At 40.0% G+C, this 12802-nt stretch carries 15 protein-coding genes and 1 tRNA gene; 2 read left to right on the top strand and 14 right to left on the bottom strand.

Annotation, left to right across the window (positions count from 1 at the left end):
- Positions 1-132 precede the first annotated feature (132 nt).
- The gene (locus MMO38_RS07140) at positions 133-312 is read right to left on the bottom strand and encodes a hypothetical protein (protein ID WP_005195874.1); all 180 of its coding nucleotides are present in this window, start codon (positions 310-312) and stop codon (positions 133-135) included.
- A 215-nt stretch (positions 313-527) separates the two neighbouring features.
- On the opposite strand from MMO38_RS07140, the gene MMO38_RS07135 reads away from it, so the two are divergent.
- Positions 528-1763: a pyridoxal phosphate-dependent aminotransferase gene (locus MMO38_RS07135; RefSeq protein ID WP_241323078.1), complete on the top strand. Its 1236-nt coding sequence runs from the start codon at positions 528-530 to the stop codon at positions 1761-1763.
- Positions 1764-1833: 70 nt separating this feature from the next.
- Here the strand turns inward: MMO38_RS07135 and MMO38_RS07130 are convergent, their stop codons facing one another.
- Both MMO38_RS07130 and MMO38_RS07125 read right to left on the bottom strand, forming a co-directional pair.
- Entirely contained in the window at positions 1834-2259 is a 426-nt protein-coding gene (locus MMO38_RS07130; RefSeq protein WP_241323077.1) for a GFA family protein, read from the bottom strand.
- A gap of 117 nt (positions 2260-2376) precedes the next feature.
- A complete protein-coding gene (locus tag MMO38_RS07125) occupies positions 2377-2808 on the bottom strand; it encodes a hypothetical protein (protein WP_241323076.1) in 432 nt (143 codons plus the stop codon).
- 236 nt (positions 2809-3044) lie between these two features.
- Here MMO38_RS07125 and MMO38_RS07120 point away from each other — a divergent pair.
- Positions 3045-3120, top strand: a tRNA-Asn gene (locus MMO38_RS07120).
- A 109-nt stretch (positions 3121-3229) separates the two neighbouring features.
- Here the strand turns inward: MMO38_RS07120 and MMO38_RS07115 are convergent.
- From MMO38_RS07115 to MMO38_RS07065, 11 genes are all read right to left on the bottom strand, one after another.
- Positions 3230-3886, bottom strand: a complete 657-nt coding sequence (locus MMO38_RS07115) for a tRNA-(ms[2]io[6]A)-hydroxylase (RefSeq protein ID WP_241323075.1) — start codon at positions 3884-3886, stop codon at positions 3230-3232.
- Positions 3887-3890: 4 nt separating this feature from the next.
- Positions 3891-4619, bottom strand: a complete 729-nt coding sequence (gene pdxJ / locus MMO38_RS07110) for a pyridoxine 5'-phosphate synthase (protein ID WP_241323074.1) — start codon at positions 4617-4619, stop codon at positions 3891-3893.
- Between the two features lie 55 nt (positions 4620-4674).
- Positions 4675-5382 carry a DNA repair protein RecO C-terminal domain-containing protein gene (locus MMO38_RS07105; RefSeq protein WP_241323073.1) on the bottom strand — a complete coding sequence of 236 codons (708 nt, stop codon included), beginning with the start codon at positions 5380-5382 and terminating at the stop codon, positions 4675-4677.
- A gap of 15 nt (positions 5383-5397) precedes the next feature.
- Positions 5398-5592, bottom strand: coding sequence for an NF038104 family lipoprotein (locus MMO38_RS07100; protein ID WP_241323072.1), 195 nt, complete (start codon positions 5590-5592; stop codon positions 5398-5400).
- A 29-nt stretch (positions 5593-5621) separates the two neighbouring features.
- On the bottom strand, positions 5622-6647 hold the full coding sequence (gene era / locus MMO38_RS07095; RefSeq protein ID WP_121928432.1) for a GTPase Era: 1026 nt from the start codon (positions 6645-6647) through the stop codon (positions 5622-5624).
- A 4-nt stretch (positions 6648-6651) separates the two neighbouring features.
- The gene (gene rnc, locus MMO38_RS07090) at positions 6652-7347 is read right to left on the bottom strand and encodes a ribonuclease III (protein WP_004668855.1); all 696 of its coding nucleotides are present in this window, start codon (positions 7345-7347) and stop codon (positions 6652-6654) included.
- Positions 7316-7693 (bottom strand): DUF4845 domain-containing protein, encoded by a 378-nt coding sequence (locus MMO38_RS07085; RefSeq protein WP_241323071.1) that lies wholly within the window; start codon positions 7691-7693, stop codon positions 7316-7318. The genes rnc and MMO38_RS07085 overlap by 32 nt, the downstream gene beginning before the upstream one ends.
- Before the next feature lie 29 nt (positions 7694-7722).
- The gene (lepB, locus tag MMO38_RS07080; protein WP_034594949.1) at positions 7723-8586 is read right to left on the bottom strand and encodes a signal peptidase I; all 864 of its coding nucleotides are present in this window, start codon (positions 8584-8586) and stop codon (positions 7723-7725) included.
- A gap of 77 nt (positions 8587-8663) precedes the next feature.
- Positions 8664-10481 (bottom strand): translation elongation factor 4, encoded by a 1818-nt coding sequence (gene lepA / locus MMO38_RS07075; RefSeq protein WP_005195858.1) that lies wholly within the window; start codon positions 10479-10481, stop codon positions 8664-8666.
- 155 nt (positions 10482-10636) lie between these two features.
- Positions 10637-11101, bottom strand: a complete 465-nt coding sequence (locus MMO38_RS07070; protein ID WP_241323070.1) for a thioesterase family protein — start codon at positions 11099-11101, stop codon at positions 10637-10639.
- A 113-nt stretch (positions 11102-11214) separates the two neighbouring features.
- Positions 11215-12591 (bottom strand): Do family serine endopeptidase, encoded by a 1377-nt coding sequence (locus MMO38_RS07065; RefSeq protein WP_241323069.1) that lies wholly within the window; start codon positions 12589-12591, stop codon positions 11215-11217.
- Positions 12592-12802 lie beyond the last annotated feature (211 nt).

Below are 12802 nucleotides of genomic sequence, written 5' to 3'. Positions count from 1 at the left end.
AAACTCAAGTAGTTTAAGCTGAGTTTTCTTATTTAATTTACAATTGGTTAGCTTCATTTTCATAGATTAACATAGTGCTAATCTAGTACAGCCCCAAATAAAAAAGCCAATCATATAATGATTGGCTTTTTTCTAACGTTTCCCCATCGAACGACGAGTACCACGCGGTGGCATCCACGTTCGATCTGCGTATTGCTCAGGCTTTGGACGCACCTGATTATGCACAGCACTCTCAGAATCATCCTGTGCCGATGGCATCGGGAAAGGTAATTTGACCAAAGCTTTTTTGGCTTTTGGTTGTTGATCACTCATTGAAATTCTCTCGAAATCAAAATTTCTAACCACTATTGTAATAGATTTTTTATGATGATGATAAAAATAAAATATGAAAAAAATGAGAACCAAACCAATACTTACAATTTGGTAACTTTTTATACGATTAAGGCAGGTTTCAACCACAACCATTTCTATTTAAGCTAAGATAACATGCTTTTTTTATTTTTAATCCCATAAGAAGGAATAATGCCGTGGACGTACGTCTCTCTGATCGTGTCAATGCCATCAAACCATCTCCTACACTTGCAGTCACCAACAAAGCTGCTGAGCTTAAAGCTGCTGGTAAAAACGTGATTGGTTTAGGTGCAGGCGAACCAGACTTTGATACCCCTCAACACATCAAAGATGCTGCAATTGGAGCGATCAACAAAGGCTTTACAAAATATACAGCAGTAGACGGTACTCCAAGCTTAAAGAAAGCAATTATTGCAAAATTAAAACGTGACAATAATTTAGATTATCAAGCTAACCAAATTTTAGTATCTTGTGGTGGTAAACAAAGCTTCTTTAACTTAGCACTCGCTTTGTTAAACAAAGGCGATGAAGTGATCATCCCTGCTCCATTTTGGGTAAGCTACCCAGATATGGTGATTATTGCGGAAGGTACACCTGTGATCGTAAAGTGTGGTGAAGAACAACGCTTTAAAATCACCCCTGAGCAATTAGAAGCAGCAATTACAGTAAATACTCGTTTAGTGGTCTTAAACAGTCCATCTAACCCAACGGGTATGATCTACACCAAAGCTGAATTAGAAGCTTTGGCTGAAGTACTTCGTCGTCATCCACATGTCTATGTCGCTTCAGACGATATGTATGAACCAATTCGTTGGGAAGATGAGTTCTATAACATTGCGACTGTCGCGCCTGATTTATATGACCGTACCATTGTATTAAATGGTGTATCGAAAGCCTATGCGATGACAGGCTGGCGTATTGGTTATGCAGCGGGTCCAGCCAAAATTATTAGTGCAATGAAAAAGATCCAATCACAATCAACGTCTAACCCGACATCGATTTCCCAAGTTGCTGCTGAAGCGGCCTTGAATGGTTCACAAGATGTTCTCAAGCCGATGATTGAAGCATTCAAACGTCGTCACGACTTAGTGGTAAATGGCTTGAATGAAATTAATGGTATTTCTTGCTTAACAGCAGATGGCGCATTCTATGCTTACGCTAATATTCGCCCTTTAATTCGTGCCAAAGGTCTAAAATCTTGCACAGAATTTTCTGAATGGTTACTCGAAGAAACAGGCGTTGCTGTTGTTCCTGGCGACGCATTTGGTTTAGGTGGCTTTATGCGTATTTCTTATGCAACGGCTGACGAAGTTTTAGTTGATGCACTTGCACGTATCAAAAAAGCAGCGGATTCAATTGATGGCGTAGATGCAGCGATTGCCTCAATTGAAGCAGAAAAAACGGCTAAATAATCACCCTTTCCGCTTTAAATAAAAGGAAACTTCTCAATGGAGTTTCCTTTTTTAATGTCCAATCAAACGTCTAATTCTGATCCGAAGATTCAGCATTGAACAAAGCAACGACATCAGCTTCGGTCAATTTCTTGGTTGAGTTTTCGAAAGCATAAAACTCAGGTTTGCAATCAATGTAGATTTCCATATCCAAGTTTAAGTCTTTCGGCTGTTCATTCAGTGAGAATACATTGATATTGCAGTAATTCTGGTCTTTAGTCCGCCAGAACAAAGTTGTACCACAAACATTACAAAAACCACGCTCCCCCCAAGCAGATGAGTTGTAAACCGAAAGGTGATCTTGCTTAAGAAATTTTAGACTTCCCTGCTCAACATCAATCGTCATGATTACACCACTGGTCTGTCTACGGCAGATTGAACAATGGCAGACATGCACATCATGATTTTTTAATTCAACTTCAAAAGTGGTTTCACCACAAACACATTGTCCATTCATTATAAATTCACCTTACTTTTAAATTATTCTTCATAAGTTAAAATAGTTTAAAACAACGCATATTTTTAACAAACGGACAATTTGTAAAACCTCATGTTAAAAAATAATCTAAGTAAATTAGGCAATTGCCTTTTTTACTTTAAAATTTTTCGGTCGCGTACATAAATGACTGAATACCGCATATTGCCAAATACTCTTCACTTGTACCGTAACAATTTTCTCTTCTGCAACAGACCACGCCAAAGCTGTATTTGCGCCTAAAATCAATTCACCACCGAGTTGAAATAAATATAAAGGGCTTTGTTGATTTACGGTGAGTGGATTTTTTTGACTTAATAAATTGCGTGAATCTATGATTTTCCACTTATTACCGAACCATAACTGCAATAAATCACCCAAGAACAAAGCTTGTTGCTTAAAAGGAAAAGTATTGATAAATGAACTTTCAACAGGCGTGTAATAGCGCTCAGAATCTTGGAGGATATCGAGATAATGTTCTTGATAAAAAGATAGATTTGAAAAAATAGATTGAATACGAAGAATAGTCATTTTGACCTCCGGTTTAGCCATTTTAGTGCTGGCAAGTAGGGTTAAATCCACACTGTCTAGATCGATGTCTAAACGCTCTTTCTAAATTAAATCTAGCAATCGCATCTTCAAGTTTCAAGTATTTTTTTCGATTTAACGCTAATTGTGCAAATAAAAAGCATACAACACAAAAATGAAAGAAACATGGCAGTTTTAACTTGACCGATCTTAAAAGCCGCCTATAATGGCTGTCAGATTCTCCCATAGCTCAGTCGGTAGAGCGACGGACTGTTAATCCGCAGGTCCCTGGTTCGAGCCCAGGTGGGAGAGCCAAGATTCTAAAAAGCCCATATCACTGATATGGGCTTTTTATTGCTTAATAAAAAATAGAAATAAAAAAACCTCTGAAATTGTCAGAGGTTTGCTCAACTTTAGTTCAAAATTAAGCGACGATCTTTGCTGGCACACCACTATGGAAACGGAAAGTATCATCTGGAGTTAAAATCAGATTCTTCTCCACTTCACGGATATACTCAATCCGTTGTTGAATGGTTTCTTCAGGATCTTTTAGTTTTGCCGTTTTCGCAACATCTAAAGCCAGCGCCAAATAATCCTCAAAGTGACGTGATTCTGATTTAAGCAAGTAACGATAGTAGCGACCGAGCTCATCATCAACAATTGGTGCAAGTGCATAGAAACGCTCACAAGAACGTGCCTCTACAAATGCCCCTATGATCATCACGTCAATCAAGGCCTCAGGTTCATAGGTACGGATTTCTTTGCGTAAGCCACCTGCATAGCGCCCTGCGCTCAACCCCTTCCATTCTTGACCACGTTTGTTCATAAACTCAAGAACTTGCTCATAATGCAGCATTTCTTCACGCACGAGCTGCGCCAACTTCACTTGTAAGTCAGTAAAAAAGCTATAACGAAACATCAGGTTCATTGCCGTACTGGCAGCTTTCTTTTCACAATTCGCATGGTCTTGCATCAATATTTCAAGATTATTAATGGCTTCATCTAACCATGCTTGAGGTGTAGTACAACCTAAAAAACCAATCACAGGTTGCATCAACTCATCGTAATTTATACTACTCATCAACTTATCTCGCAGCAGCCTGAATCGCTGCTTTCATCTCTTTTACCGCTTGAGCTAAACCGACAAATACACTATCTGCAATAATCGAATGCCCAATGTTTAATTCATGAATTTGCGGGATAGCGGCGATAGGCGCAACATTTTCTAGATTTAAACCATGTCCGGCATTGACCACTAGCCCCTTCGCAGCGGCGTATTCAGCACCTTTGACGATACGTGCCAATTCTGCTTGCTGTTGTTCATCCGTTTCCGCGTCCGCATAAGCACCTGTATGGATTTCAATGGTTGGCGCACCACAGGCAACTGCCGCATCAATCTGGGCTAAATCTGCATCAATGAATAATGACACATCACATCCAATCGCTTTGAGTGCTTCTGTCGCAGCTTTAACTTTTTCAAAATGACCAACCACATCCAAGCCACCCTCTGTTGTCACTTCTTGGCGACGCTCAGGCACGAAACAGACATGTTGCGGTTGAATTTCTTTGGCAAATGCAACCATTTCATCAGTGACTGCTAATTCAAGGTTCATGCGTGTTTTCAATAATGGACGCATACGACGAACATCATCGTCTTGTATATGACGACGATCTTCACGTAAATGTAAGGTTATGCCTTCTGCACCTGCTTGTTCACAGACCAATGCCGCCTGTACAGGATCAGGGTAAGTTGTACCACGTGCTTGTCTTAATGTCGCAACATGATCAATGTTTACACCTAATATTGCAGCCATAAAAATATCCTATTGTTTTCACCCTAAAGCACTTAAAAGTTTTGCTTTTGAATGATTAAGTTTGAGTATTTTGAATCCAAAGTTGACGGCTTTTCAGCGGTCGATCACCCAACAATGAGCTAATCATTTGACGGTATAGTTTACCCAATAATTGCAATTGTTCGTGAGAAAAATCCTGCCCTTGTTCATAACTGAGCATGGATGCAATTAGAGCACCATCTAGCGTTGAACGTGAGGCTTTTGCAACAGGCATAAAACCATCATTAAGCTGAAATTGATAATGCTGAGATGGTTGAACTTGTTGCTGGCTAGCATCAACTGAGAAATCAATTGCATAGCCTAGCTCTTGCAATAAAACATGCTCAAATTGACGCAAAATTTGACGTAAAAACAATGATGCCTGCTCATGTGACGCAAGTAGCTGTAACTGCAATAAAACCATTTGATATTGTTGAAATGTTTGTGACATCGCTTCTTCAAGCGAGCACAAACGCAAAATGACTTCATTTAAATAAAAACCAGCAAAGAATGCATCACCATGGAAAAAAACCGGTTGATTTAAAATTTCCAACTTAGTGAAATTTTTAAGTTCAGATTTGCCTGTGGCTTGCACACGAATCGGTTGGTATTGGGGTGGCGGAGTCTGTCTCAGGATCCCATCCACCCGACCATATTCCTGTGTAAACAAATGCACAATATGGCTTTTTTCTCGATATTTACGATGATGAATTAAATATCCATGCAAGACTTCATTGCGCATCATAGCATGCGACTCATCCTAGTCCTTTGCATCCTTTTTTTTATCATCTTCACCATCAGGAATCACAGCACCCACCACAGCCGCTGTGCCTTTCACAACGCCCTTGGTGGTTTTATAGGCAACTTTAACAGGTACAGTCACCACTTTATGAATACACCCTTGCAACATGAATATACATGTCACGATCGCTATTACTCGTATTGTGATTTTCATACCTGCTTCCATCGACTTAATAGATCGTTTTAAATATCGCTATAACCTAGACTTTTCAGCGCACGTTCATCATCCGACCAGCCACCTTTCACTTTAACCCAAAGTGTCAGCATAATCTTTTGCTCAAACATTCTTTCCATGTCTGCACGTGCATCCATACCGATACTTTTCAGCTTCGCACCTTTGTCACCAATCACAATGGCTTTTTGACCTTGCCGTTCTACAAAAATGGTTGCATCAATATAAGTACAAGCAGACTTCAATTTACCGGTCTTTTCATTCATCACTGCTTCTTCAGTTTTAAATGATTCGATCTGTACAGTTAAATCGTATGGTAGTTCTTCACCCAACTGACGCATAATTTTTTCACGGATAATTTCACTTGCAAGGAAACGTTCTGAACGATCCGTGATCTGATCCAATGAATATAATGGCGCTTGATAAGGTAAATACTTTTCAATGGTGTCACGCAAATGATCTAGATTCGCACCACGCAAAGCTGAAACAGGTACAATTTCTGCAAAATTCATTAATTTGGCACGTTCACGAATCAGTGGCAGTGCTTCATTTTTATTTTCAAAAGTATCAAGTTTGTTGATCACCAAAATCACAGGCATTTCTGCGTTTTTAAGTTTCTCTAAAACAAGTTCGTCATTTTGAGTCCACTTTTGTGCATCAACCACAAATAAAACCAAGTTCACATCACGCAACGCAGAATGTGCAGCACGGTTCATCATTTTATTGATCGCACGGACTTCTTTTTTGTGCATTCCTGGGGTATCAACAAATACTGCTTGTGATTTTTCACGCGAATCAATACCCACAATCTTATGACGAGTTGTTTGTGGTTTACGCGAAGTAATCGAAAGTTTTTGTCCTAATAAATGGTTCATCAACGTTGATTTACCCACATTTGGACGACCTACAATTGCGACAAAGCCGCTTTTGAAATCCGAAGGAATGGTAACTTCTTTAGAACTAAAAAATTGATCAACAACATTTTGATCATCTTGCGGTTCAGTAATTTCTGATTGATTGTCATTTGAATGAGACATCAAGTTATTGCTCCAATAATTTTAAAATTTCAGCCGCTGCTGTTTGTTCAGCGAATCGACGACTTGAGCCCTCACCATGGATTTTAGGCAAACCATCAATCAAACATTCCACCGTAAAATGTTGATTTGGCGCATCGCCCTGAATATCTACAACCTCGTAAACTGGGAGAGGTTTTTTACGTGCTTGTAAATACTCTTGTAAGCGTGATTTCGGGTCTTTGAGTTGATCTGTGGGTTCAATATAATCGAGGTATGGTTCATACCATTTTAACACAATGCTTTGTAGCTGGTTTAGATCATTACAGTCTAAATAAATCGCACCGATAATCGCCTCAACCGTATCAGCAAGGATAGACTCGCGGTGATGACCACCCGATTTTAACTCACCAGTACTTAAGATTAATGACCGACTGAGCTGTAAATCATTGGCGATTTTACCGAGCGCTTCTTGTCTCACAAGCGTCGCTCGCATACGCGTCAAACGCCCTTCATTTTCTAAAGGGTAGACCTGATATAAATAATTGGCAATGATCATTCCCAATAATGAATCGCCTAGAAATTCTAGGCGTTCATAATTGTGTTTATGGCTAACAGAGCGGTGGGTTAAAGCCAGTGTCAACAAGTCAACTTGTTTAAACTGGTGACCGATTCGCCCTTGTAAGCGACTATCACTGAGTTTGTTTGGCAGATTTTTGGTCAAAAGTCTTCTCAAAAGTCATCACTAAACTAATATTGAGCATGAAAGGCTTCCGCACTTCATACTTTTTGTTTACGATCAAATCATCTTTATATGTGGCTTGTGCGACATCCTTAAAACGAAGATCACGTATTCCATTCATATCTAAACGCTGATCCATCTGAGATGCAAATTTACTCGGTGTCGTATTTTGCGGGCTATCTTTTAATAGTCCCTCAATTTGACTGTCGATCACTTTGTCATCCCAGTACGCAGGCCAAATTGCAATTGCTGCTTTCACAGCAACTGCAAATAAAACCACCCCAAATAAAATTGCAATATACGAAGTCCCCAACTGAGATTTACGCATCTTTATATTTCCTATGTGTTTTTTATTTATTAGTCAATTTTAGCATTTCGGTTAAAACTTGGAAGTTTAAAACCAGGTTCTTTATGCATCCATACATAAAAAGCACGACCTGTTAAGTTTTCTTCAGGTACAAAGCCCCAAAAACGGCTATCAGCACTTTGATCGCGGTTGTCACCCATAGCAAAGTACTGACCTTCTGGCACAGTCACTTCCCAATCTTGCCCTTGAGTTTGAATAAACACGTCATTGGCTTTAGCAACAAATGGAACCAATGCATCTGCACCTTTGGCTTGTGCAAATTGATAGGTTTCAACCAAAGAATTACGTCCGTCTATATAGCGAACCGAATACTGATGATCACCTAAAGTTTCTTTAAAATAAGAGACTGTTGGTGTTTCCAATAGATCTTTTTCACGCTTAACTTCAGTCGCAACTTTAGCAACCTGCTCACCATTAATGACCAATTGACCATCTTTATATTGAATATGGTCACCCGGCAAACCAACAACGCGCTTGATATAACTAATCGTAGGTTGTGGTGGATAACGGAAGACAATGACTTCACCACGTTTTGGCTCACCAACATTGATCACTTTGGTATTTACGATCGGTAAACGCACGCCATAATCAAATTTATTGACCAAAATAAAATCACCAATTTCTAAGGTCGGAACCATAGACTCAGATGGAATATTAAATGGTTCATATAGGAAAGAGCGCAAAACAAGTACGATCGCCAATACAGGCCAGAAATCATACGCCCACGTAATGATAAAATTTTCCTGATCTCGCCCTTTGTTTGCACGATGTTTGAGTACAAACTTATCAAGCAACCACACCATGAAAAATATAAGTGTGGCAGGTACCAGAATCAAATTAAAATCAAAATCCACACACCCTCACTTGCAGCCGACAAACTGCTTGTCTTGGGCTGGACAAAGCAACACTTTGTTCTGCCAGCCACATTTATTTATCTTTCAACTTTCAACACAGCTAAGAACGCTTCTTGTGGAATTTCAACACTTCCCACTTGTTTCATGCGTTTCTTACCTTCTTTTTGTTTTGAAAGTAACTTTTTCTTACGCGATACGTCACCACCATAACATTTTGCTAATACGTTTTTACGCATCGCTTTTACAGTAGAACGTGCAATGATTTGCGCACCTATGGCCGCTTGAATCGCCACATCGTACATTTGACGAGGGATCAAGTCTTTCATCTTTTCAACCAGTGCGATACCACGGTGACGTGCATCATTACGATGACAAATCATTGCTAAGGCATCAACCTTTTCGCCATTAATTAACACATCAACCTTAACCAATGCTGAACTTTCAAAACGTACAAAGTTATAGTCGAGCGATGCGAAACCACGTGAACAAGATTTCAATTTATCAAAGAAATCCATGACCACTTCAGCCATTGGGATTTCAAAAGTGAGTGAAACTTGATTACCCAAGAATTTCATGTCCTTTTGCACACCACGGCGCTCAATACACAAGGTCATGACATTGCCTAGATATTCCTGTGGTACAAGAATATGACATTCAGCAATTGGCTCACGTAAATCTTCAACTGTCGAACCATCTGGCATTTTTGATGGGCTATCGATATAGATGATATCGCCCTTCTTGGTCAATGCTTCATAAATCACTGTTGGTGCAGAGCTGATCAAATCAAGATCATACTCGCGCTCTAAACGCTCTTGTACGATCTCCATGTGCAGCATGCCTAAGAAGCCACAACGGAAACCAAAACCTAAAGCATCTGAACTTTCTGGTTCAAAAAATAAAGCAGAGTCATTAATCTGTAGTTTTTGTAGCGCTTCACGGAACGGTTCAAAATCGCTAGCATCAATCGGGAATAAGCCCGCATAGACCTGCGGTTTAACCTTTTTAAAGCCGGGTAAAATCGGAACATCTGGCGTGCTTGATAAAGTAATGGTATCGCCCACTGGCGCACCAAAAATATCTTTAATCCCTGCAATAACAAAACCAACTTCACCCGCTTCGAGTATATCGGTTTCACTATGTTTTGGATTGAACACACCTACAGAAGTGACTGGATGCGTCTGACCTGTCGATCTCACCAACATTTTGTCGCCCTTACGGATACGACCTTGTTTAATGCGAACCAACGAGACAACGCCTAAGTAATTATCAAACCATGAGTCAATAATTAAAGCTTGTAACGGCGCATCACGATCACCTTGTGGTGCAGGAATGACATCCACCAAACGCTCTAAAACACCTTCAACACCTAAACCTGTTTTTGCTGAACATGTCGGTGCATCTGTTGCTTCAATACCAATAATTTCTTCAATTTCATGGATGACACGTTCAGGCTCCGCTTGAGGCAAATCAATCTTGTTTAAGATTGGCAATACTTCTAAGCCTTGCTCAATTGCGGTATAGCAGTTTGCCACTGACTGAGCTTCTACGCCCTGTGCAGCATCTACAACCAACAATGCGCCTTCACATGCAGCCAAAGAACGTGAAACCTCATAAGAGAAGTCAACGTGTCCCGGTGTATCAATAAAGTTCAGTTGATATTCTTGACCATTTGGATGCGTGTAATACAGCGTAACTGACGCAGCTTTAATGGTAATCCCACGTTCGCGCTCAAGCTCCATAGAGTCCAGTACTTGAGCCTGCATCTCACGATCTTGTAAGCCACCACACATTTGAATAAAGCGGTCAGCCAAAGTTGACTTACCATGATCAATATGAGCAATAATCGAGAAATTGCGTATATTTTTGATATCTACGGATTTTTTAGCTTGCGCCATGGGTTACCTTGAGAAAATAGAACGCTCTATCCTTTAAAAAAGTGATGAGCCAAAGCGGTTTAACAAAATTGTTAGGGATTATAACAGAACGACCTTTCAAAGTATTCAAAATAATGATGCCTATTTAAGAGCAAACATAAGCATCTTATTTAGATTTAAACTGAAGAAATTTGCGCATAAGAAACCGAAAAATCCATTGGATTCAAATCGGTTGAGATAGGCTGATACGCTTGGGAGAAGCTTGGTGACATACGCTTTGGACGACCAGTTGCAATCTCGATACAAGCCCATTTGGTATTGGCAATAAACAAGACACTCTGATCTTTTGGTCGATAAAATGCATACTGACGGAACGAGTACAGCGCATTTATATCATCTAGCCATGTCCGTAAAATAATTTCTTCACCTTCAAGCGCGGCTTTGCGATATTGCACATGATGTTCAACTGCAACCATGGCATGTTTTAGTTCTAAATATTGCGCCAAACCTAAGCCTAATGTTTCAATATGCGCAGCCGCCACATCTTGCATCCACTGCACATAGATCACGTTATTGACATGACCCAGCACATCAATATGTTCAGGTTGAACCTGTATTTTTAAATCAAAAATCGTACTCATAATGTAGCTATACTTTTTAAATCCCTGCACTGCTACACAGTAATCTAAACCCATCAATATGACAAAATAAAAACCACTCAAAGTGGGAGTGGTTTTTATCGCATTATGAAATCTTATTGTAAGCGTAAACCCAATATTGCTCGTTGACCCTGACGAATAATTGCAACACGCGCAACGCTACCTTTAGGCAATCCAGCAATCACTTTGGCAAAAGCTGCACTATCCGTAATCGCAACCCCGTTGACTTGAAGAATCACATCACCAGCAACAATGTTTGACAACGAAGCTAAACCACCACGTTTCACTTCTTGTACCAAAATACCACCAGACACTTCTAAGCGAGATTGCTCAGCAGGTGTCAGATTTCGGATACTCATTCCCAATCCATTGGTTGGATTATTTTTATCTTCTGCTGCAGGTGTGTCATCTGGTGCAGTACTTAAAGTTGCGGAAACAGTACGAATTTTTTCATCACGTAAAACATCTAATCGAATGGTTTGATTCGGTGCAGTACGGTTTAGTGTATAGAGTAAATCACTGGTACGAGAAATAGCCGTGCCATTAATTTTTAAGATCACATCACCTGATTTTAAACCTGCTTTTTCTGCTGGTGATTTTGGTGCAACTTGAGTAACCAATGAACCTTCAGGTTTTGGTAACTTATATGCTTCAGCCAAATTACGATCAATATCTTGGAGCATGATACCCAAATAAGAACGGGTCACTTTACCATTGGCTTTTAGTTGCTGAACCACATCCATCGCGACATCAATCGGGATCGAGAATGACAAGCCCATATAACCGCCTGTACCACTAAAGATTCGAGAGTTAACGCCGACCACTTCACCGCGTTGGTTAAATAATGGACCACCAGAGTTACCTGGATTTAAAGCTGCATCAGTTTGAATAAAAGGAACTGAGGTCTCACCACTCATATTACGTGATTTTGCACTGACGATTCCTGCTGATGCGGAATAATCAAATCCAAAAGGAGAGCCGATAGCCAGAACAGGTTCACCAACTCTGAGCTGGTTTACATCACCCACTCTTAACTCAGGGAAATTCGCCCCTTGAACCTTAAGTACCGCGACATCGGTGCGCTCATCACTTCCCACCAATGTTGCATCAAACTCACGACGGTCATTTAAAGTGATGCTGATACGTGAAGCATTTGAAATCACATGATGGTTTGTCACCAAGTAGCCATCTTTACTAATAAAAAATGCACTACCAAAAGCTGTTTTTTCTTGCGGCCCTTGTCGTTGAGGAATAATGACTTGATTGCCAAAAAAACGGCGTAGAATTTCTGGGACTTGTTGCTGTAACAACTCTTCCTGAGTCATTTTTTTCACAACATTGACACTCACCACAGCAGGACTGACCTGCTCAACCAGATTTGAAAAATCTACTGGCGCTGCGGCATTGACTTGAGCAGCGGCAACTGTAAATACCGCAGCATACATTCCTTGTTGTAAATAGCGACTTTTCATGAAGCAAGAACCTACAGACTGATGATCAAAAAAAATTTTAGACTATGTTTTTAGCATAAGCCCACCCATTTTTTCGTAAAAATATGTTTATCTTTTCAAGATATAAGGAGATGTTGCAGGTGGAAATATGAATAAACAGTCAAAATACCAAGTATCACTCATGCTTTCATTTTCGAGCGTATGAGCATCACCAACAATAGCCCCATCACTC

This window comes from Acinetobacter sp. NIPH 1852 (assembly GCF_022549455.1).
Lineage (GTDB): Bacteria > Pseudomonadota > Gammaproteobacteria > Pseudomonadales > Moraxellaceae > Acinetobacter.
This window is presented reverse-complemented; position numbering and strand designations above follow the sequence as displayed.